Annotated in this window: 21 protein-coding genes; 14 read left to right on the top strand and 7 right to left on the bottom strand. The window is 52.7% G+C overall.

Annotation, left to right across the window (positions count from 1 at the left end; translation table 11 throughout):
* Positions 1-177 precede the first annotated feature (177 nt).
* Positions 178-1,047 carry a MurR/RpiR family transcriptional regulator gene (locus tag SBO83_RS04695; protein ID WP_353502161.1) on the bottom strand — a complete coding sequence of 290 codons (870 nt, stop codon included), beginning with the start codon at positions 1,045-1,047 and terminating at the stop codon, positions 178-180.
* Positions 1,048-1,455: 408 nt separating this feature from the next.
* Here SBO83_RS04695 and zwf point away from each other — a divergent pair, with 408 nt between their 5' ends.
* The 3 genes from zwf (at position 1,456) to SBO83_RS04710 (ending at position 4,465) form a co-directional block, all read left to right on the top strand.
* Entirely contained in the window at positions 1,456-2,931 is a 1,476-nt protein-coding gene (gene zwf, locus SBO83_RS04700; protein WP_034790717.1) for a glucose-6-phosphate dehydrogenase, read from the top strand.
* A gap of 10 nt (positions 2,932-2,941) precedes the next feature.
* Positions 2,942-3,637 carry a 6-phosphogluconolactonase gene (pgl, locus tag SBO83_RS04705; RefSeq protein ID WP_396130624.1) on the top strand — a complete coding sequence of 232 codons (696 nt, stop codon included), beginning with the start codon at positions 2,942-2,944 and terminating at the stop codon, positions 3,635-3,637.
* Between the two features lie 186 nt (positions 3,638-3,823).
* The gene (locus SBO83_RS04710; RefSeq protein ID WP_353502159.1) at positions 3,824-4,465 is read left to right on the top strand and encodes a bifunctional 4-hydroxy-2-oxoglutarate aldolase/2-dehydro-3-deoxy-phosphogluconate aldolase; all 642 of its coding nucleotides are present in this window, start codon (positions 3,824-3,826) and stop codon (positions 4,463-4,465) included.
* 78 nt (positions 4,466-4,543) lie between these two features.
* Here the strand turns inward: SBO83_RS04710 and SBO83_RS04715 are convergent, their stop codons facing one another.
* A complete protein-coding gene (locus tag SBO83_RS04715; protein ID WP_353502158.1) occupies positions 4,544-4,888 on the bottom strand; it encodes a RidA family protein in 345 nt (114 codons plus the stop codon).
* A 143-nt stretch (positions 4,889-5,031) separates the two neighbouring features.
* Between SBO83_RS04715 and SBO83_RS04720 the strand changes: the two genes are divergently transcribed.
* The 5 genes from SBO83_RS04720 to rnd all read left to right on the top strand — a co-directional run bounded on the left by SBO83_RS04720 (position 5,032) and on the right by rnd (position 11,578).
* A complete protein-coding gene (locus SBO83_RS04720) occupies positions 5,032-6,945 on the top strand; it encodes an ATP-dependent DNA helicase (protein WP_353502157.1) in 1,914 nt (637 codons plus the stop codon).
* Between the two features lie 69 nt (positions 6,946-7,014).
* Positions 7,015-7,716, top strand: coding sequence for a tRNA (adenosine(37)-N6)-threonylcarbamoyltransferase complex dimerization subunit type 1 TsaB (tsaB, locus tag SBO83_RS04725; protein WP_396130625.1), 702 nt, complete (start codon positions 7,015-7,017; stop codon positions 7,714-7,716).
* Between the two features lie 63 nt (positions 7,717-7,779).
* Positions 7,780-8,424 (top strand): Slp family lipoprotein, encoded by a 645-nt coding sequence (locus SBO83_RS04730; protein WP_396130626.1) that lies wholly within the window; start codon positions 7,780-7,782, stop codon positions 8,422-8,424.
* Between the two features lie 206 nt (positions 8,425-8,630).
* Positions 8,631-10,328 (top strand): long-chain-fatty-acid--CoA ligase FadD, encoded by a 1,698-nt coding sequence (fadD, locus tag SBO83_RS04735; protein WP_353502154.1) that lies wholly within the window; start codon positions 8,631-8,633, stop codon positions 10,326-10,328.
* 128 nt (positions 10,329-10,456) lie between these two features.
* Positions 10,457-11,578: a ribonuclease D gene (gene rnd / locus SBO83_RS04740; RefSeq protein WP_396130627.1), complete on the top strand. Its 1,122-nt coding sequence runs from the start codon at positions 10,457-10,459 to the stop codon at positions 11,576-11,578.
* Between the two features lie 335 nt (positions 11,579-11,913).
* On the opposite strand, the gene minE is transcribed toward rnd, so the two are convergent.
* Genes minE through minC form a run of 3 tightly spaced genes read right to left on the bottom strand, consistent with a single transcriptional unit; the run spans position 11,914 to position 13,713 of the window.
* Complete coding sequence (gene minE, locus SBO83_RS04745) at positions 11,914-12,183, bottom strand: cell division topological specificity factor MinE (RefSeq protein ID WP_353502152.1); 270 nt, start codon at positions 12,181-12,183, stop codon at positions 11,914-11,916.
* 3 nt (positions 12,184-12,186) lie between these two features.
* Positions 12,187-12,999 carry a septum site-determining protein MinD gene (gene minD / locus SBO83_RS04750; protein WP_353502151.1) on the bottom strand — a complete coding sequence of 271 codons (813 nt, stop codon included), beginning with the start codon at positions 12,997-12,999 and terminating at the stop codon, positions 12,187-12,189.
* A gap of 24 nt (positions 13,000-13,023) precedes the next feature.
* Complete coding sequence (minC, locus tag SBO83_RS04755; protein ID WP_034790690.1) at positions 13,024-13,713, bottom strand: septum site-determining protein MinC; 690 nt, start codon at positions 13,711-13,713, stop codon at positions 13,024-13,026.
* A gap of 136 nt (positions 13,714-13,849) precedes the next feature.
* On the opposite strand from minC, the gene SBO83_RS04760 reads away from it, so the two are divergent.
* The 5 genes from SBO83_RS04760 to SBO83_RS04780 all read left to right on the top strand — a co-directional run bounded on the left by SBO83_RS04760 (position 13,850) and on the right by SBO83_RS04780 (position 17,588).
* On the top strand, positions 13,850-14,122 hold the full coding sequence (locus SBO83_RS04760; RefSeq protein ID WP_353502150.1) for a YcgL domain-containing protein: 273 nt from the start codon (positions 13,850-13,852) through the stop codon (positions 14,120-14,122).
* A 119-nt stretch (positions 14,123-14,241) separates the two neighbouring features.
* On the top strand, positions 14,242-15,396 hold the full coding sequence (locus SBO83_RS04765) for a lytic murein transglycosylase (protein WP_396130628.1): 1,155 nt from the start codon (positions 14,242-14,244) through the stop codon (positions 15,394-15,396).
* Positions 15,397-15,418: 22 nt separating this feature from the next.
* Positions 15,419-16,075, top strand: a complete 657-nt coding sequence (locus SBO83_RS04770) for a fumarylacetoacetate hydrolase family protein (RefSeq protein WP_034790686.1) — start codon at positions 15,419-15,421, stop codon at positions 16,073-16,075.
* A 122-nt stretch (positions 16,076-16,197) separates the two neighbouring features.
* Positions 16,198-16,647, top strand: a complete 450-nt coding sequence (locus SBO83_RS04775) for a YcgN family cysteine cluster protein (protein WP_034790685.1) — start codon at positions 16,198-16,200, stop codon at positions 16,645-16,647.
* Between the two features lie 503 nt (positions 16,648-17,150).
* Entirely contained in the window at positions 17,151-17,588 is a 438-nt protein-coding gene (locus SBO83_RS04780; RefSeq protein WP_396130629.1) for a hypothetical protein, read from the top strand.
* A 72-nt stretch (positions 17,589-17,660) separates the two neighbouring features.
* Here SBO83_RS04780 and dsbB read toward each other — a convergent pair whose 3' ends face one another.
* Together dsbB and nhaB are read right to left on the bottom strand one after the other, a co-directional pair.
* A complete protein-coding gene (gene dsbB, locus SBO83_RS04785) occupies positions 17,661-18,191 on the bottom strand; it encodes a disulfide bond formation protein DsbB (protein WP_034790680.1) in 531 nt (176 codons plus the stop codon).
* A gap of 192 nt (positions 18,192-18,383) precedes the next feature.
* Entirely contained in the window at positions 18,384-19,955 is a 1,572-nt protein-coding gene (nhaB, locus tag SBO83_RS04790; protein WP_396130630.1) for a sodium/proton antiporter NhaB, read from the bottom strand.
* A 242-nt stretch (positions 19,956-20,197) separates the two neighbouring features.
* Here nhaB and fadR point away from each other — a divergent pair, with 242 nt between their 5' ends.
* Entirely contained in the window at positions 20,198-20,917 is a 720-nt protein-coding gene (gene fadR / locus SBO83_RS04795) for a fatty acid metabolism transcriptional regulator FadR (RefSeq protein WP_353502144.1), read from the top strand.
* Positions 20,918-20,989 lie beyond the last annotated feature (72 nt).

The following is a 20,989-nucleotide window of genomic DNA, read 5'->3' on the forward strand; positions in this document are numbered from 1 at the left end:
GCCATTGCGTTTCACCTGCGTTACTCGCCGCGTGTTTGGTTTTAGGCACTTCTGCGCACATTGATGGGTTCATCATTGAGGCTGAGGGTGCCAAACTCCCTAAAAAATGTCTAATTTGTGCGGTCCCAATGTTCAAAATGTGCCTTTTAAGGCGCTTCTATTTCATTCGGTCTACGCTTAGTCAAAAACGCTGGGGACGGGCATACCCTTATCAAAGCGCGATTCTTTCAACGCGTCTTTGACCCGCTTCAGGTTATCTCTAAATTTTGCCCCGCGACGCAGGGTAAATCCGGTGGCGAGCACGTCAATCAGGGTCAGTTGAGCCAAACGCGAAACCATCGGCATATATACGTCAGTGTCTTCAGGGACATCCAGCAGCAGCGCCAGCGTGGCTTCGTTAGCCAGCGGCGTGTTGTGCGAAGTGATGGCAATCACCGTGGCGTCGTTTTCCCGCGCCAGATGGGCCAGTTCTACCAGATTCTTAGTGCGTCCGGTGTGCGAAATCAACACCACCACGTCGCCTTCGGTGCAGTTCATGCAGCTCATACGCTGCATTACGATGTCGTCGAAATAGACCACCGGAATATTGAAGCGGAAGAACTTATTCATCGCATCATGAGCCACGGCGGCAGAGGCCCCGAGGCCAAAGAAAGAGATCTTTTTCGCCTGAGTCAGCAGGTCAACCGCACGGTTTACCGCGCCGATATCCAGCGAGTTTTTGACTTGGTCGAGCGTCGCCATCGCGGATTCGAAAATCTTGCCGGTATAGGCATCGGCGCCGTCGCTTTCATCGACGTTACGGTTCACATAAGGCGTGCCGTTAGCCAGACTTTGCGCCAAATGTAATTTAAAATCTGGAAAACCTTTGGTATCGAGGCGGCGACAGAAACGGTTTACAGTAGGTTCACTGACATCGGCCATGCGGGCCAGGGTCGCGATACTGCAATGGATGGCGGTCTGGGGTGAGGCGAGAATTGCTTCTGCGACTTTCCTCTCGGATTTGCTCAGAATGTCCAAATGGCTTTGGATTTTTTCTAATGTATTCATTAGGGTGCCACTCATAGGTTTCAACGATTTCTGTGAAAAGAGGAAATCATGTCGGTTTGGTGAAAATATACTACGAGCTAACCGCGGTTGGCAGGAGCAAACTGGTGTAATTCAAGCTTTTATCACCAGAGTATGACCGAGATCTAAATTTCAATCTGGTAAATGGCTATCAGTTTTGTCATAAAATTACATATCTTCGCGTAATTTTTGAACGATTTTAACAACCATGACAAAATATGTGGTTTTAATTCATTTATTAAGGTCTTAGATCGAGGTTTACTGCTTACAACCGATCAGAGTACATTGTGGCTGAAATAAAATTACAATAGATACCCCGAATAAATCGGGTTGTGGGAATCGACCTGCAACATGAATTATGAGGGTGATTCCTGCACTAAGGAGAAGAACATGGCGGTAACCCAGACAGCCCAGGCGTGTGACCTGGTTATTTTCGGTGCTAAAGGCGATCTTGCGCGCCGTAAACTGTTGCCTTCCCTGTATCAATTAGAAAAGGCTGGCCACATCCATCCTGACACTAAAATCATCGGTGTAGGTCGCGCGGAGTGGGACAGAGCTGCATATGTAGAAGTTGTTAAAGAAGCTTTGACGACTTTCATGAAAGAAAAAATGGAGCCAGAGCTGTGGGAAAAACTCAGCGCTCGTTTCGAATTCTGTAACCTTGATGTCAACGACCTCAAGCACTTCAAAGTGTTGGGCAAAATGCTCGACCAGCAGAACCGCGCCACCATCAACTATTTCGCCATGCCGCCAAGCACCTTTGGTGCCATCTGCCGTGGTCTGGGTGAAGCCGGTCTGAACAAAGAGCCCTCGCGCGTCGTGATGGAAAAGCCGCTCGGCACCTCTTTGGAATCCTCCCAGGTTATCAATGACCAGGTCGCAGAGTATTTCAATGAGTCTCAGGTTTACCGTATTGACCACTATCTGGGTAAAGAAACCGTTTTGAACCTGTTGGCCCTGCGTTTTGCCAACAACTTGTTTGCCAGCAACTGGGATAACCGCACTATCGACCACGTGCAGATCACCGTGGCGGAAGAAGTGGGGATCGAAGGCCGCTGGGGTTACTTCGACAAAGCCGGCCAGATGCGCGACATGATCCAGAACCACCTGTTGCAAATCCTGACCATGATTGCCATGTCGCCTCCGGCTGACCTGAGCACCGACCGTATCCGTGATGAGAAGGTGAAAGTGCTGCGCTCGCTGCGTCGCATTGACCAGTCAAACGTGCGTGAAACCACCGTTCGCGGCCAGTACACCGCCGGTTTCGTGCAGGGTAAGAAGGTGCCGGGTTATCTGGAAGAAGAGGGCGCGAACAAAACCAGCGCCACTGAAACCTTCGTCTCCATTCGCGTGGATATCGATAACTGGCAGTGGGCTGGCGTACCTTTCTACCTGCGTACCGGTAAACGCCTGCCAACCAAATGTTCAGAAGTCGTGGTTTACTTCAAGAGCCCGGCGCTGAACCTGTTCCGCGACTCTTACCAGCAACTGCCTCAGAACAAACTGACCATTCGTCTGCAACCGGATGAAGGGATTGAGATCGAAGTTCTGAACAAAGTGCCGGGTCTGGAACACAAACACCGTCTGCAAACCACCAAGCTGGACCTGAGTTTCTCCGAGACCTTTAACGAGCAGCACATTGCTGATGCTTACGAGCGCCTGCTGCTGGAAACCATGCGCGGTATTCAGGCGCTGTTCGTGCGTCGTGACGAAGTGGAAGAAGCCTGGAAATGGGTAGACTCCATCATGAACGCGTGGGCAGCCGAGAGCGAAGCACCGAAACCTTACCAGTCTGGTACTTGGGGCCCGGTGGCTTCTGTTGCGATGATCACCCGCGATGGTCGTTCATGGAACGAGTTCGAATAAAGGGAAACTGATGGCCAATTTTGTCGAATTTTCCGGCGCGCTGGCGCTGACCCAAAACTTCGCCGGAAAGATTGCGGATGCGCTGCGTGAAGGCATCCAAGCAAACGGCAAAGCCAGTCTGGTGGTATCAGGGGGCCGCACGCCGGTCGACCTGTTCACGCTGCTGGCACGTCAGGAGCTGGATTGGAGCAAGGTGGTGATCACCTTGGCTGATGAACGTTGGGTCAGCCCGGACAATAGCGCCAGCAATGAAAAAACGGTGCGTAACAACCTGCTGCAAGGCCCGGCGCTTGCCGCGACCTTTATTGGCCTGAAGAACGATGCCGCGTCGCCGTTTGAAGGGGCATCCGCTACCGAAGTGGCGTTGCAGCAATTGCCGCGACCTATCGACGTGGTGATCCTCGGCATGGGCGATGACGGCCACACGGCGTCACTGTTCCCCGGTGCGGCAAACCTTGGCGAAGCCTTGGATTTGGCGTCGGGGCGCACATGTCTGGGTATGACTCCGCTGACTGCCCCCTTGGATCGCATTACGCTGACCTTGCCGGTGCTGCTCGACAGTCGCAATATCTATTTGCATCTGAACGGCGAAGCCAAGCGCGATGTCTATGAGCGCGCTGAAAAGGGGACCGACGTGAATGAAATGCCGGTCCGCGCGGTGCTGAATCAGCAGCAAACGCCGGTCAGCGTCTATTGGTCGGCTTAACAGCACTCTCTAAAACCGTTGCCTATGCAGCGGTTTTTTTATTTTGTTTTTTCAGATTTACTATCCCCAATCATTCGGCTGTAAAGTAGCTATGTGGTGTGGTCGGTAACCTGCAAACATGCAGGCCCTGTGGCAGGGGCGCGCCAACAATCACAACGATGCCTGCGGGCATGAACGGAGACAACGATGAAAAACTGGAAAACAAGCGCGGAACAGATCCTGACCTCAGGTCCGGTGGTTCCGGTGATTGTGATTAACAAACTCGAACACGCGGTGCCGCTGGCGAAAGCTTTGGTTGCGGGCGGCGTGCGGGTGTTGGAAGTGACTCTGCGCACCGCTTGCGCGGTTGACGCTATTAAAGCTATCGCCAAAGAAGTGCCGGACGCGATTATCGGCGCGGGCACGGTGTTAAACCCTGAACAACTGGCCGAAGTGACCGCCGCTGGCGCGCAGTTCGCCATCAGCCCGGGCTTAACCGAGCCGCTGCTGAAAGCTGCCAATGCTGGCCCAATTCCGCTGATCCCAGGTATTAGCACGGTATCTGAACTGATGCTGGGTCTGGATGCCGGTCTGCGCGAGTTCAAGTTCTTCCCGGCGGAAGCTAACGGCGGGGTGAAAGCGCTGCAAGCTATCGCAGGGCCATTCCCGCAGGTGCGTTTCTGCCCAACCGGCGGCATCACGCCAAACAACTACCGCGACTACTTGGCGCTGAAAAGCGTGCTGTGCATCGGCGGTTCATGGCTGGTTCCGGCAGACGCGCTGGAGTCCGGCGATTACGCGCGGATCACCCAACTGGCCCAAGAAGCCGTGGCGGGTGCTAAGCAGTAATTCTGCGACTTTTTCGCAGCCAATAAAAAACCTCCCACGGGAGGTTTTTTTGTCTTCATCATTGGGCGCTGAAAGCAATTAGCGCGCGGCGATGATTTTAATTTCAATCTTATATTTCGGGTTCATCAGGTTGGCTTGCACGGTGCAACGCACTGGCGCATTACCCGGAGAAACCCACGCGTCCCACGCTTCGTTCATCGCTTTAAAATCTTCTTTGTGCACCAAGAACAGCGTGGCATCGAGGATTTTGCTCTTATCAGAACCCGCTTCTTTTAACACGGCGTCAATGATAGCCAGTGTCTCAGCCGTCTGCGCTTTGGCGTCGGCGTCCAGATTTTCCGGCACGGCGGTGTAATACAGGGTGTCGTTATGGATCACGACGTCGGACATGCGCGGCTCGGGTCTGATACGTTCGATAGTCATCTAGGTGCTCCTGTTTGGCATCTTTTTTAATGTTGCTAATAGGGTATCACAAAGGCTTATTGCAATGGACCGGCACAAGTCGGTGGTAGAGAGGGGTAAGGATTGGCATAATCACTGCTGATCCGTACAGGTAGAGAGACAGCGTGATAGACGATTTTGCACCAGACGGCGCGTTAGCGCAGAAAATTGAAGGTTTTAAACCCCGTGAACCTCAGCGTCTGATGGCGCAGGCCGTCAGTACGGCTATCAAAAATAAGCAAGGTTTGGTGGTGGAAGCCGGTACAGGTACTGGTAAAACTTACGCTTATCTGGCCCCCGCGCTGCGCTCCGGTAAAAAAGTCATTATCTCCACTGGCTCGAAAGCCCTGCAGGACCAGCTCTATTCCCGCGACCTGCCAAAAGTCGCCACGGCGCTGAAATTCAAAGGCAAATTAGCTTTGCTGAAAGGGCGCTCCAACTACCTGTGCATTGAGCGTCTGGAGCAGCAATCGCTCTCCGGCGGCGAGCTTGCCAGCCAGTCGCTGAGCGATTTAGTGCATCTGCGTAACTGGTCGAGCATGACCGAAGAGGGTGACATCAGCACCTGCTCGGTGGTCGCCGAAGACAGCCACGTCTGGCCGCTGGTCACCAGTACCAATGACAACTGTTTGGGCAGCGACTGCCCGGCCTACAAAGACTGCTTCGTAGTGAAGGCGCGCCGCAAAGCCATGGATGCCGACGTGGTGGTGGTCAACCACCACCTGTTTATGGCCGACATGGTGGTGAAAGAGAGCGGCTTTGGCGAACTGATCCCCACCGCCGACGTGATGATTTTCGACGAAGCCCATCAGATCCCTGACATTGCCAGCCAATATTTCGGCCAGCAGGTGACCAGCCGCCAGCTGCTGGACATGGCGAAAGACATCACTATCGCCTATCGCACCGAGGTTCGCGACTCGGTTCAGTTGCAAAAGAGTGCCGATCGCCTGAGCCAAAGTACCATGGACTTCCGCCTAGCACTGGGCGAGCCAGGCTTTAGAGGCAATCTGCGTGACGTGCTCAATCAGCCCGCCATCCAGCGCGCGCTTCTGTTGCTTGATGACGCGCTGGAGCTTTGCTACGACGTGGTGAAGCTCTCCCTTGGCCGCTCGGCCTTGCTGGACGCGGCGTTCGAGCGCGCTACGCTGTATCGCAATCGCCTCAAGCGTCTGAAAGATGTCTCTATTCCCGGCTACAGCTACTGGTACGAATGCAACTCGCGCCACTTCGTGCTGGCCCTGACGCCGCTATCGGTGACTGACAAATTCAGCGAAATGATGACTGACAAACCGGGCGCGTGGATTTTCACCTCCGCGACCCTTTCGGTGAACGATCAGCTGCATCATTTTACCGAGCGTCTCGGCCTGAACGACGCCGAAACGCTGCTGCTCGCCAGCCCCTTTGATTACGCCAATCAGGCGCTACTCTGCGTGCCACGCTTCCTGCCTTCGCCCAACGAGCGCGGCGGCTCGCGCCAGCTGGCGCGCATGCTCCGCCCGGTGATTGAAGCCAACAAGGGGCGCTGCTTCTTCCTCTGCACCTCACACCAGATGATGCGCGAACTGGCCGAAGAGTTTCGTGCCAGCATGACACTGCCGGTTTTGGTGCAGGGTGAAACCAGTAAGGGCCAGCTACTGGCGCAGTTTGTCGAGGCGGGTAACGCCTTGCTGGTGGCAACCAGCAGCTTCTGGGAAGGGGTAGACGTGCGCGGCGAGGCGCTGTCGTGCGTGATTATCGACAAGCTGCCCTTTACCTCGCCGGATGACCCTCTGCTCAAGGCGCGCATTGAAGATTGCCGCCTGCGCGGTGGCGATCCGTTCAATGAAGTCCAGCTGCCGGACGCGGTGATCACCTTGAAGCAGGGCGTCGGGCGTTTGATTCGCGATACCGACGATCGCGGCGTGATGATTATCTGCGACAACCGGCTGGTGATGCGACCTTACGGCGAGGTATTTTTAAACAGCCTGCCGCCGACGCCGCGCACCCGAGATTTAGACCGCGCAATCCGCTTCCTGCAAGAGTCTCAACAGCAGAAATAACGCCGCGCTTGTGTTAATATTCGGCCGCGAAAAAGGCCCATAACTTTTCTTTCCCGCCTGAGGTTTGGCATGTCCACACGAATTTTAGCAATTGATACGGCGACTGAAGCCTGCTCGGTTGCGCTTTACAATAATGGCGAAACCCTCGCTCATTTCGAACTTTGCGCCCGTGAACATACGCAGCGCATTTTGCCGATGGTGCAGCAGATCCTGTCCGAAGCCGGCTTGACGCTGAATCAGGTTGACGCGCTGGCCTTTGGCCGCGGCCCTGGCAGTTTTACCGGCGTGCGTATCGGCATCGGCGTGGCACAAGGGTTGGCCTTTGGCGCTGAGCTGCCGCTGCTGCCCGTTTCCACGCTGATGACCATGGCGCAGGGCGCCTATCGCCTGACCCAAGCGACCCGCGTCTTGGCGGCGATTGATGCGCGCATGGGTGAAGTTTATTGGGGTGAATACCTGCGCGGTGAAAACGGCGAATGGCAGGGCGAGCAGTCCGAAGCCGTGCTGAAACCCGAACAGCTGTTACCCCGTGCTCAGGCACTGACGGGGCGCTTTGCCACCGTCGGCACCGGCTGGCAAACCTACCCAGATTTGCTGGGTGAATCATCCGATGTTGAATTATTTGATGGCGAAATGTGTCTGCCGCAGGCCGAAGATATGCTGCCTCTGGCCCTGAGCATGTGGAAATCCGGCGTTAGCGTAAGCGCAGAGCATGCCGAGCCGGTTTATCTGCGTAATGAAGTGACCTGGAAAAAGCTTCCTGGCCGTTAAGTTTTAGCAACTTGTGAACTAAATCGTGGTCAAAAGTGTAAGTATCGTCCAGGAGTTCTCACAATGCGTAGGTGGTCGGCAGTGCAACAGTTTTCTGGTTTTAAACGTTCTGTTTTTCAGTCTAAACGCCTGGCACTCAGCGCCATTGGGTTAAGCGTTTTGTTGCTGTCCGGCTGTGTTACCGTGCCTGCGGATATTCGCGGTACCACCGATACGCCGCAGATGAATCTGCAAGTGGTGCAGGGCGCGCCGCAGCTGTATGTCGGCCAAGAGTCGCGCTTCGGCGGTAAAGTGATCAGCGTGACCAATGAGCAGAACAAAACGCGGCTGGAAATCGCCACCGTGCCGCTGGATGACGCAGCAAGGCCGATTCTGGGCGCCGCGTCGCTGGGGCGAATTCACGCCTATGTGAACGGCTTTGTGGATCCGGTCGATCTGCGCGACCAGTTGGTCACCGTTGTCGGGCCAATAACCGGCGCGGAGAAGGGCACCATCGGCCAGACCTCTTACAACTTTGTCACCGTGGACGTGAACAGCTACAAACGCTGGCGCCTGTCTCAACAGGTGGTGATGCCGCCGCAGCCAATTGGCCCGTGGGGCTACTACGGTCCGTATAACTCACGCTGGGGCAGAGGCTTTGGTCCAGGCTGGGGACCGGGCTGGTATGACCCACAACCGGCTCGTGTAGAAACCTTCGTGACCGAATAACTAAGCAGTAGAGTAAGACTTTAAAGGCGACTCTGGTCGCCTTTTTCTTTTTTGGGCCATGGAAGCCCACAACAAATTAGTGACAAGCCTCTCAACCTCAACATTGTTTGAACCGCAACTGGTAAGCTGAGTTAAAATATTGTTAAAGACGTGATAAAACTCGTCATATTGAGATGGCCGCAGCACATTATTGCAGGAGTGATACCTTGGAAAAGGTCTGGCTAAAACGTTACCCTTCTGATGTTCCTGAGAACATCGACCCGGATCGCTATAGCTCATTGGTCGAAATGTTCGAAAACGCTGCCCTGCGTTTCGCGGACAACCCGGCCTTTATCAATATGGGCGAGGTGATGACCTTCCGTAAGCTCGAAGAGCGCAGTCGCGCTTTCGCCGCCTACTTGCAAAATGAGTTAGGGCTGAAGAAGGGCGACCGCGTTGCGCTGATGATGCCTAACCTGTTGCAGTACCCGATTGCCCTGTTTGGCGTGCTTCGCGCCGGGCTGGTGGTGGTCAACGTTAACCCGCTTTACACCCCGCGTGAGTTAGAACACCAGCTGAATGACAGCGGCGCATGCGCGATTGTCATTGTTTCCAACTTTGCCCACACGTTGGAAAAGGTGGTCTACAAAACTCAGGTTAAACACGTAATTTTGACCCGCATGGGCGACCAGCTCTCCGCCGCCAAAGGCACGCTGGTTAACTTCGTGGTGAAATACGTCAAAAAGCTGGTGCCGAAATATCATTTGCCAAATGCCATCTCATTTCGCAGCGTCCTGCAACAGGGGCGGCGGATGCAATATATTAAGCCGGATGTTATCAACAGCGATTTGGCTTTCCTGCAATATACTGGCGGCACGACCGGCGTGGCCAAAGGCGCGATGCTGACCCACCGGAATATGCAGGCCAACCTCGAACAAGCTAAAGCCGCCTATTCTCCGCTGCTTAAACCCGGCCATGATTTAGTGGTTACCGCGCTGCCGCTCTACCATATATTCGCGCTCACCGTGAACTGTCTGCTGTTTATCGAAATGGGCGGCCGCAGCCTGCTTATCACCAATCCAAGGGATATACCCGGAATGGTGAAAGAGCTGGCGAAATATCCATTCACCACCATCAGTGGTGTGAATACATTATTCAACGCGCTGCTCAATAATGAAGATTTCCGCGAACTGGATTTCTCCACGCTGCGACTGTCTGTGGGCGGCGGGATGTCGGTGCAGAAGTCAGTGGCGGATAAATGGGAAAAACTCACCGGCAAGCATCTGCTGGAGGGTTATGGCCTGACGGAGTGCGCGCCGCTGGTGGCGGGCAACCCTTATGATTTGAAACATTATAGTGGCAGCATTGGTTTGCCGGTGCCATCGACAGAGGTGAAGCTTGTCGACGATAATGGCCAGGAAGTGCCTTTCGGCGAGCCGGGCGAGCTGTTGATTCGCGGGCCGCAGGTGATGCTGGGCTATTGGCAGCGCCCGTCGGCGACTGATGAAGTGTTAAAAGATGGCTGGCTCTCAACCGGCGATATCGTTACAGTGGACGAGCAGGGCTTTTTACGCATCATTGATCGTAAAAAAGACATGATTCTGGTCTCCGGTTTCAACGTCTATCCTAACGAGATTGAAGATATCGTTTCCCAGCATGAGAAAGTGCTCGAAGTGGCCGCTATCGGCGTGGAGAGCGAATCATCCGGGGAGATCGTCAAGATCTGCGTCGTGAAGAAAGATCCGTCGCTGACCAGCGAAGAGCTGCTGGCGCATTGTCGACGCATGCTGACGGGTTACAAAGTGCCGAAGATTGTTGAGTTCCGCGATGAACTGCCAAAGTCGAACGTTGGCAAAATTCTTCGTCGTGAGCTCCGTGATGAACATAAAAAACCTAAGCCAGACGCAAAGCAGAGCGCGGCCTAGCGAATTAGGTTCATCATACGCAGATTCCCACGACGCCGGCTAAGTCCGGCGTCGTTACGTTTTACGCAATAATATCCATCCTTCGATTGACAATCAGAAGGCGGGTATATGATTAAGAGAATCAAAGTTTGAACTATCAGTTGATTACCACTAATGACGCGCTTGCGCAGATTTGTTTGCAAGCTCAGGCTCATAGCCAGATTGCCCTTGATACCGAGTTCGTCAGAACCCGCACCTACTACCCGCAGTTAGGGCTGATCCAGCTGTTTGATGGTGAAACGCTGACCCTGATTGACCCACTGCCGATCACCGCGTGGCAGCCCTTTATTGACCTGCTGGTGAACCCAAACGTGGTGAAATTCCTCCACGCAGGCAGTGAAGATCTCGAAGTATTCCTCAACGCCTTTGGCGTGCTTCCCGTTCCGCTGATTGATACTCAGATCCTCGCGGCGTTCAGCGGTCGTCCGCTCTCTTGCGGTTTTGCACGTTTGGTGGCGGAAACCACGGGCGTTGAGCTGGATAAAAGCGAGTCGCGCACCGACTGGATTGCCCGCCCGCTGAGCGAAAAGCAGTGCGTATACGCGGCGGCCGACGTGTGGTATCTGCTACCACTGGCCGAGCAGTTGATGCGTGAAACGCAGGAAGCAGGTTGGATGGACGCCGCGCTGGACGAGTGTCTGTCGCTGTGTCGCCGCCGTGCTGAAGTGCTGCAGCCGGAGCAGGCTTATCTCGACATCACCAATGCTTTCCAGCTACGTCCGCGCCAACTGGCCTGTTTGCAGAAGCTGGCGTCATGGCGTTTAACACAGGCTCGCCAGCGCGACCTGGCGGTGAACTTCGTGGTGAGAGAAGAGAATCTGTGGCAGGTAGCGCGCTATCAGCCGACGTCACTGGGCGAGCTGGAAGCATTAGGCCTGAGCGGCCCGGAAATTCGCTACCACGGCCGTACGCTGTTGGCGCTGGTGGCCGAAGCCAATGCTATGGACGAGCAGGAGCTGCCTGCGCCATTGTCGAGCCTGATTGACCAACCGGGCTACCGCAAGGTGTTCAAAGACATCAAAGCGCTTATTCAAACCGTGAGCGAAGAGAGTGGCCTGAGCGTCGAGCTATTAGCCTCAAGACGCCAAATTAACCAGTTATTAAATTGGCACTGGCAGTTAAAAACCAAAGAAAGCGAGCCGGAAATTATTAGCGGTTGGCGCGGTGATTTGTTAAAAACGCGCTTGCTGGAAATCCTCAAAGATTATTAAAACCCAGCAGCTGATAAATAAGCAGCCGTGCTTTGGGATAGCGTTTGAGATAAATCACAAATTAAAGAAGGGCAGACCGGTTCTGCTCTTTTTTTATTTATCGAGGAACGTATTTTTAGCGGAATGAAAGAGAGGGATATAACACAAATTAGGTTCAGCAATTATTGCAGAATAGGGCAAGGTTAAGTGAGTAAGAATGGGACAACTCTCAATCGAATTTTATGGAATATTAACAGCGGACACGAGTAACTTGTATAAATATACAGTTACCCCCTGACGAACAGGGGGCAGCTATTTTGAAGCAAACGCCTTCAAACAGAACATGTCCATCTCTGTCATTTAGGCGCTTCTTCCGAGTCCGGCAGCGTCACGTTAAGCTCAAGTACCGAGATATCGTCACCTTTTTGCTCAAATTGCACGTTGAGCATTTCAGGGTCAATCTGAATGTACTTACAGATGACCGCTAAAATATCACGCTTCAGATCTGGCAGATAGGCGGGTTCACTGTCCCCGCGGCGTCGCTCTGCTACGATGATCTGTAGCCGTTCCTTGGCTATATTGGCTGTCGGCTTTTTACGGGACAGAAAGAAATCTAACAAGGCCATGGTTTATCCCCCAAAAAGGCGTTTCAGGAAACTCTTCTTCTCTTCCTCAATAAAACGGAACGCACGTTCTTCACCAAGCAAACGGCTGACGGTGTCGTCGTACGCCTTACCTGCGTCAGATTCCTGATCCAAAATGACCGGCTCGCCTTGGTTAGACGCGCGCAGTACAGACTGATCTTCAGGAATAACGCCGACCAACGGAATGCGAAGGATTTCAAGCACATCCTCCATGCTCAGCATGTCACCACGGCTTACACGGCCTGGGTTGTAGCGAGTCAGAAGCAGGTGTTCTTTGATTGGATCTAAGCCTTTCTCAGCGCGGCGGGATTTTGAAGACAAAATACCTAAAATGCGATCGGAGTCACGTACAGAAGAGACTTCTGGGTTGGTGGTGATCACTGCTTCGTCAGCGAAATACAGCGCCATCAGAGCACCGGTTTCGATACCAGCGGGTGAATCACAGACCACAAAATCGAATTCCATGTCGTTAAGGTCGTTAAGAATTTTCTCTACGCCTTCACGAGTTAATGCGTCTTTGTCACGGGTTTGGGAAGCAGGAAGAATGAACAGGTTGTCAGTGCGTTTATCTTTGATAAGCGCTTGATTCAACGTGGCATCACCTTGGATCACGTTAACAAAATCATAAACAACGCGGCGCTCACAGCCCATGATCAGGTCAAGGTTACGCAAACCGATATCGAAGTCGATAACAACGGTTTTTTTACCTTTTTGAGCTAGACCGGTAGCAATGGCTGCGCTTGAAGTGGTCTTGCCAACGCCCCCTTTACCCGATGTAACAACTATAATGCGTGCCATGAAAGGATTCCTTGTCAAAAGGGCTTAGTTTAAAGGTTGTATGGTTAACACGTTATCTAACAGGCTGAGGCGGGCTGCCTGTCCATAATAGTCGGACGGGATTTGGTCACTCAACCAGTACTGTCCTGCGATAGAGACTAGCTCAGCCCCCAGATGCGTGCAAAATATCTGACAGTTTGCATCACCTGCGGCACCGGCCAGCGCACGGCCGCGCATCATGCCATATATGTGGATGTTACCATCGGCAATAAGTTCCGCACCGGCGCTCACACTGCTGGTGACAATGAGATCGCTGTTACGGGCATAAATTTGTTGGCCAGACCGGATGGGAGTACTAATGATCCGGGTTTTCGCTGGCGCATTGTCTGGTACAACAGGAGCAGGCGGCTCGGCGGCTACGCGTTGTGCACGGCCTTCGCTCAGCAGCGGCAAGCCGGTGCGAGAGATGGCGCGCTTTTGGCGCTCGTCTTTACAACCACTGATGCCCACAACGCGAAAACCAGCAGAAGCGACAGCCTGTTGAATGTCTTTCCAGTTCGCTTCACCAGTTAGTGCAGCGACGTTGATAACAACAGGGGCATTTTTCAGAAAAGCAGGAGCTTGCTCCACTTTTTCTTGTAACGCCTGATAAATAACCTCAGGTTGTGAACTATGTAAATGAACAACCGATAAGGTAAAACTGCTGCCTTTTAGTTCTATTGGCGATTGTGACATCTATCCTGACTCAGTCTCAGCAACTTTAAATCCCCGGAATACCACTCGGGGGGCGATATTCCGATGTACGTTAAGCATGTTATAGTTACAGTTATATCTAGGCAAGCCACCGTTTCAATAAATTAGAGTTAAAAAAATGCTTTGTGCGATCTATAGAAGTACCAAACGTGACCAGACTTACCTGTATGTCGAAAAAAAAGACGATTTCTCTCGCGTTCCTGAAGAATTATTACAAGGTTTCGGCCAACCGCAGTTCTCAATGTCGATTAATCTGGGGCAAAGAGAAAAGTTAGCCACCGCCGATATTGAGAAAGTAAAACAATCACTCCTCGAGCAGGGCTATTATTTGCAAGTGCCACCGCCGATGGAAAGTTTATTGAATATGCATCTGCAAAACGGCGAAAAATAAAGCGAATACTGTCCTTCTGGGTAGGTTTTTGTAAATTCAGAGCTGTCGGGTTGCATTCATCTTCTGGCTCATTCAGGTTGTAAACAACGTGTAAGTGCTTTGATAAAAGGAACAGATTGATGAAATTGTCGGTACTGGCTGTGCTTATTACCAGCGTAACGCTGAGTGGTTGTGCTAAGGAAAGTGTTGCTACCCCCGCGTCTCCGGCGGCCCAAGCCCCTGCGGCTCAGGCTCCCGCTACTGAAAAACCGGCGAAAACCACGCTGGCCGAGCAGGGGCGTGACCCGGCTGAATTTCCAGGCTACGTTGAGCAACTGAAAACTCAGGCTCGCCAGCAGGGGATTAGTCAGGCGACTATCGACAGCGCCTTTGCCAATGTGCACTTTATCGATCGGGTAATTAACTCCGACCGTAACCAGCTCGAAAAGAAAATTACCCTCGACGATTACCTCAAGCGCGTTCTGCCTGAAGCCAAAATCGAGCAGGGGCGAATCAACTACCAGCAAAACCTGCCTGCGTTAACTCAGGCCAGCCAGCGTTACGGCGTGCAGCCGCAATACATCGTTGCGCTGTGGGCTATGGAAAGCAACTTCGGCAAGATTCAGGGTAAAGAAGATGTCTTCTCGGCCCTCGCCACCTTGGCATTTGAAGGCCGCCGCGAAGCCTTCTTTACTAAAGAGCTGATGTCGGCATTGAAAATCGTCGATTCCGGCCACGCAACCAGCGACATGATGAAAGGCTCGTGGGCGGGCGCCATGGGGCAGTCGCAATTTATGCCGTCCTCCTATCTAAACTACGGCGCTGATGGCGACGGCGACGGCAAAATCGATATTTGGAACAATACCGACGACGTCTTTGCTTCCACCGCTAACTACCTGTCTACCGAAGGCTGGAAAGCCAATCAGAGCTGGGGACAGGAAGTGAAACTGCCTGCCGGCTTTGATGCCAGCAAAACCGGCCTGAAGAACAATCAGATGCACCCGGCCAGTTATTGGCAGCAGCAGGGCGTGACGCAGGTAGATGGTAGCCCACTGGCTTCTAACGCTACCCGCGCATGGATTATCACCCCGGATGACCTTCAAGGCCGCGCCTTCCTGGTCTATGATAATTTCCGCACAATAATGCGCTGGAACCGTTCGACCTATTTCGCATTGAGCATCGGCATGATGGCAGACGCCGTCACGCAACAATCAGAGGCTGCACCAGCTGAGCAAAACTCAGATCCGGCTGCGACCTCTCCGGCGCCGACGGGGCGTAATCCCTTTGGCGGCTGACTGACACTTTCAGGAGTTTCCCATGTATCAACACCGTGACTGGAATGGTGCATTACTTGATTTTCCGGTGAATAAAGTGGTGTGTGTTGGCAGTAACTACGCCGACCATATTAAAGAGATGGGCAGTCAGGTTGCGCCCGAGCCGGTGCTGTTTATCAAACCAGAAACCGCGCTCTGCGATATTCGCCAGCCGATTGCCATTCCGCAGAACTTAGGTTCGGTGCATCACGAAGTGGAATTGGCGGTGCTGATCGGCACGCCGCTCAAGCAGGCCAGCGAAGATCGCGTGGCCAACGCCATTGCCGGTTACGGCGTTGCGCTGGATTTAACCCTGCGTGACCTGCAAGCAGGCTTCAAGAAGGCAGGGCAGCCATGGGAAAAAGCCAAAGGCTTCGACGGCTCTTGCCCAATTAGCGGTTTTATTCCGGTCAGTGAGTTTGGCGACGCCCAGTCGGCTGATCTCCAGCTGATTGTGAATAATGAAGTGCGCCAGAGTGGCAACACGCAGGATATGTTGACTAAGATCCTGCCCCTGATTGCCTATATGAGTCGTTTCTTCACGCTGCGCGCGGGAGATATTATTCTCACCGGCACGCCACAGGGCGTCGGCCCGATGGCCGTCGGCGACACTATCCAAGTCGCGGTTAACGGCAAGTCGGTGACCACTCGCGTTATTTAGCGCTTTCTGATCTACCTCAAGACAGTGGGTCGCCCGGAGACATTTCGGGCGGCTTTACTTGCATCTCTGCACTAAAGTGTTTATATAAGCCCCCTCATTTTATACTTGAACCGGATGCCACCATGACTGAACCCAACTTTTGGCAGAAAAAAACGCTGCCTGAAATGACCGACGAAGAGTGGGAAGCGTTGTGCGACGGTTGCGGGCAATGCTGCCTGCACAAGCTGATTGACGAAGACACGGACGAAATCTATTTCACCAACGTGGCCTGCAACCAGTTAAACATTAAGTCCTGCCAATGCCGTAATTACGAGCGCCGCTTCACGCTGGAGGAGGATTGCATCAAACTCACCCGTGAAAATCTCACCACCTTCGACTGGTTGCCACCAACTTGCGCGTATCGCCTCATAGGCGAGGGTAAGCCGCTATTCCCATGGCACCCGCTGCTGCATAAGTCATCCAAATCCGCCATGCACACCGAGCGAATTTCCGTGCGCTACATCGCCGTACGCGAAGACGACGTCGAGGACTGGCAGGACCACATCTTAAATAAGCCGAGTTGGGCGAAGTAAGAACCATATTTTTCCAGCCTCAAAGCCATTTTGCAAAACCCGCCCATAAAGCGGGTTTTCTGTTTATCGAACTAAACATTCTTAATAGCAGGTGCCATCTTTATGATGAGACCCCGTGCCGCCGGGTGGGCACCTTTCGGACATGCCATTGCTGAAGCTGAAGTAAGAGGATTCAAAGGGGAGGGAAACCCAAAAAGAAAAGGCCCCGAGTGTTCGAAAACAACTCAGGGCCCTACCAATCATTGCTACATGAAGTGGACGGCGATTATGTCTAAAGCTAATCAATTAGTAAACAACTAAAACGCTGAGTGATAGGTGTTTTTTTTGTAGGTATCGTTAAAATAATGCTTGCTCAAGAAATCGGCGATTGGCGCTTTTTCTGGCAGAATTTTGTGAAAAATCGGCGATCCGCGTTTGATACATTGCCTTCGCTCTCCTCGCTGCTATGATTCGACTATCATTTTTTTGTATATCAATTGGTTCGTCAATTCAGGAAAACCAAAATGAATAAAACCTTTATCGCATTGGCCGTGCTGATGCTCGCCGGTTGTGCGAAAAATCCCTACCAGGCAGCGCCGCAGGTGATTCAATCCGATGTGATCACCCAGACTGACCCGAGACTCAAAGCAGAAGTTGATCCGCAAGCGGACAAGGGCAAAACGCGAGTGAGACTGCACCGTGCCGACCAGTGGACGCTGGTGCCTTTCGAGAGAACCTGTCCGCTGTACGTGCGCGTGGACAATAAAGTGGTGGCGGCTTTGCAGTTTAACGAATACGTCGACCTTAACCTGATCAACGGCAAAAGAGATGTGAAGGTGAGCCTGGCTTGTACTCTGACCGGTCGTTCGGCTGAAGCCGTGATTCAGGCTAATGGTACTCCGCAGGAGTATGAAACTGACAGCGGCTGGTACGGCCAACTGCGTTTGTGGCGCACCAAGTAAACTTTCGAGTCGTATCGCATGCAATAAAAAAGGCGCCTTAGGCGCCTTTTTCTTTAATGCAGAATGGGGTTATTAGCGAGTGAACAGGTCACGGCGTTTTGGTTTAACGAACTGCGCGATTAATACCAGCAGAGCGATAACCATAAACACGCTGAACACCACCACTAACCACTGTGGCATACCCAAAGTCAGGAATTCCCACTGTTTCTCTGCACAGTCACCGGTAGCAACGAACACGGACGGCAACCATTTGTCGAGAGGCAACCAGCTTGGGAAGCGGGCGGCGAAGTCACAGGTGGCGAACGGAGAAGGATGAAGCTGAATCATGGTGTGTTCCCATGACAGGCGGATCCCTTCGTAGGCGCTGTAAATCCAAATCAAAATACCGGCATAGCGCAACCAGGTCGAAGGTGCGATAGCACCAACAATTCCGGCACCCAATACGCCAAACAGTGCGCAACGCTCATAAATACACATTACGCAAGGTTGTAATAACATGACGTGTTGGAAATAAAGAGCAACCAGTTCTAACACCAGCGCAGTTAACGCTAACAGCAGCCATGCACCGCGCCCTTGGGAGCAGCGGTTTAGATATTGCAACATAGTTTTGTTTCCATGCAGTAAGCAACTGCCAAGCAGTGTAAACGAATTCACATTTGCTGCCAGCCCGCCGAATTAAAATTCATGTAAAAAATAGCAGTAAAAACACACACTTTTCATTCTGTCAGAGTGTTTACATTTCACAGAATGCCTGAAGATTTTTGCCGCCGATATCTTTTCTTTATCCCCGCACGCTTAAGGCAGAATTTCTTTGATATTTGGCAGTGTTATCCAATGCATATCGATAAACCACTGGGTTAAATCCGGTAACAGATATTGCACACACAGCCAGCCAACCAGGGTCATCACCACGGTGTAAGGCAGGGCCATCCACACCATGCGCCCGTAGGACAGGCGAATCAGCGGGGCTAAGGCCGAGGTGAGCAGGAACAGGAAGGCAGCCTGACCGTTGGGTGTCGCCACCGACGGCAAATTGGTGCCGGTATTAATGGCGACCGCCAGCAGTTGGAACTGCTCCAGTGAGATGACGCCATTCTCCAAAGCCGTTTTGGCTTCATTGATATAGACCGTGCCGACAAACACGTTATCGGACACCGATGAGAGCAGGCCGTTAAATAGATAGAACAGCGACAGCTGGTTGGCCGGCTCGGCGCGTAACACAAAGTGGATAATCGGGCTAAAGAGATGCTGCTCGATGATCACCGCCACCACCGCGAAAAAGACCGTCAGCAAGGCGGTGAAGGGCAGCGCATCCTGAAAAGCCTTGCCGATGGCATGTTCATCGGTCACGCCGCACAGGGCGGTCGCGAAGATAATCACCGACAGGCCAATCAGGCCCACTTCCGCCAGATGAAAGGCCAGGGCGATAATCAGCCAGATGCCAATCACTGCCTGTACCGCGAGTTTAATCCGCTCCTGCTTATCCCTTTTGGCGGCGTTTTGCAGATCGTACTTTTTCAGAATATCAAACACGCTGGCGGGAAGTGCCGCGCCATAGCCAAACACCTTGAAGCGCTCCACCAGAAAACAGACCAGCAGCCCGCAGAAGAACACCGGGACCGATACTGGCGAGACGCGCAGGGCGAAGTCGGCGAACTGCCAGCCCGCCGATTTAGCAATAATCAGGTTTTGCGGCTCGCCAACCATGGTCATCACGCCGCCCAGCGCGGTGCCGACGCCCGCGTGCATCATCAGGCTGCGCAAGAAGGCGCGGAACTGTTCCAGCGTCTGCTGATGCTGCTGGGAGTCACTGAAGCCAGTGTCATCGTTGACATCTGCCTGATCCCCGCCGTTGGAGGCGACGCGGTGGTAAATAGAGTAGAACCCGACCGAGACGCTGATCACCACCGCCACCACGGTTAACGCGTCGAGGAAGGCGGAGAGAAAGGCCGCCGCCAGGCAGAAGGAGAGAGAAAGGGCGGTTTTGCTGCGAATGTTGAGCAGCAGCTTGGTGAACACGAAGAGCAGCAACTGCTTCATAAAGTAGATGCCGGCGACCATAAAGATCAGCAGCAAAATTACTTCCAGATTGGAAAATACCTGCTCTTTAATTCTCTCCGCGCTGGTCATACCGATCATCACGGCTTCAATCGCCAGCAGGCCGCCGGGCTGTAATGGGTAGCACTTTAACGCCATACCAAGCGTGAAAATAAACTCAACGACTAACAGCCAGCCGGCAAGAAAAGGACTCACCAGAAAATAAATAATAGGGTTAAGAATTAGGAAGCCAATAATGGTTAATTTATACCAATCGGGGGACTGGCCGAGGAAGTTTTTGACGAACGCGCGTCGAAAAGTCATGTCCATGGTAAGGACGTCTCCATTTTTGTAATGCAGCAAAATCAACTGACTAGGCTAGGTAATTCCACTCAGCAATGCGAGTCAAATTGAATAAATAAGGTGATTACTGCTTAAATATCGGAAAATTTTGACGGCCTATGCACAGTTTCACTATAAGTTCGGAAAGGCCGCTATAACATGCCATTTACGTCTGGTATGATGAGCAGAATTATATCGCCAATAAAAGTCCTAAACGGAATGTAAACACCATGGTTATTAAGGCGCAGAGTCCTGCCGGTTTCGCCGAAGAGTACATTATAGAAAGTATCTGGAATAGCCGCTTCCCGCCGGGATCAATTCTGCCCGCCGAACGCGAACTTTCAGAGTTAATTGGCGTGACGCGCACCACATTGCGTGAGGTTTTACAACGGCTTGCGCGTGACGGCTGGCTGACCATTCAGCACGGCAAACCGACCAAAGTGAATAACTTCTGGGAAACGTCAGGGCTGAATATCCTTGAAACGCTAGCCCGTTTGGACCACGCCAGCGTCCCGCAATTGATTGATAACCTGTTGTCGGTTCGCACCAATATTGCGACGATTTTTATCCGCCGCGCGATGCGCAAAAACCCGGAAGAGACTCAGCAAGTGCTGGCTAAGGCGCATGAAGTTTCTGACAATGCTGAAGCCTTTATGGAGCTGGATTACGGCATTTTCCGTGGTTTGGCTTTCGCTTCCGGCAACCCGATTTATGGTTTGATTATTAATGGTTTACGCGGTTTATACACCCGAGTTGGCCGTTATTACTTCTCCAACTCTGAAGCGCGTAAACTGGCGATTGCCTTTTATCAGCGCCTGTCGCGCATTTGCGAAGAGAAGAGCTACGATCAGGTGGTTGACTGCGTGCGCGAATATGGCCGCCAAAGTGGTGAAATTTGGCACAGCATGCAAAGCACCATGCCGGGCGATTTGACCGACAAGAAACGCTAATCTCGCTGTAGACAGCAGTTAGTCGCAGTAAAAGAAAAGGGCGCCTAGGCGCCCTTTTTGCTGGCTGATAGT

This window comes from Ewingella allii (assembly GCF_044430645.1).
Classification (GTDB): domain Bacteria; phylum Pseudomonadota; class Gammaproteobacteria; order Enterobacterales; family Enterobacteriaceae; genus Ewingella; species Ewingella allii.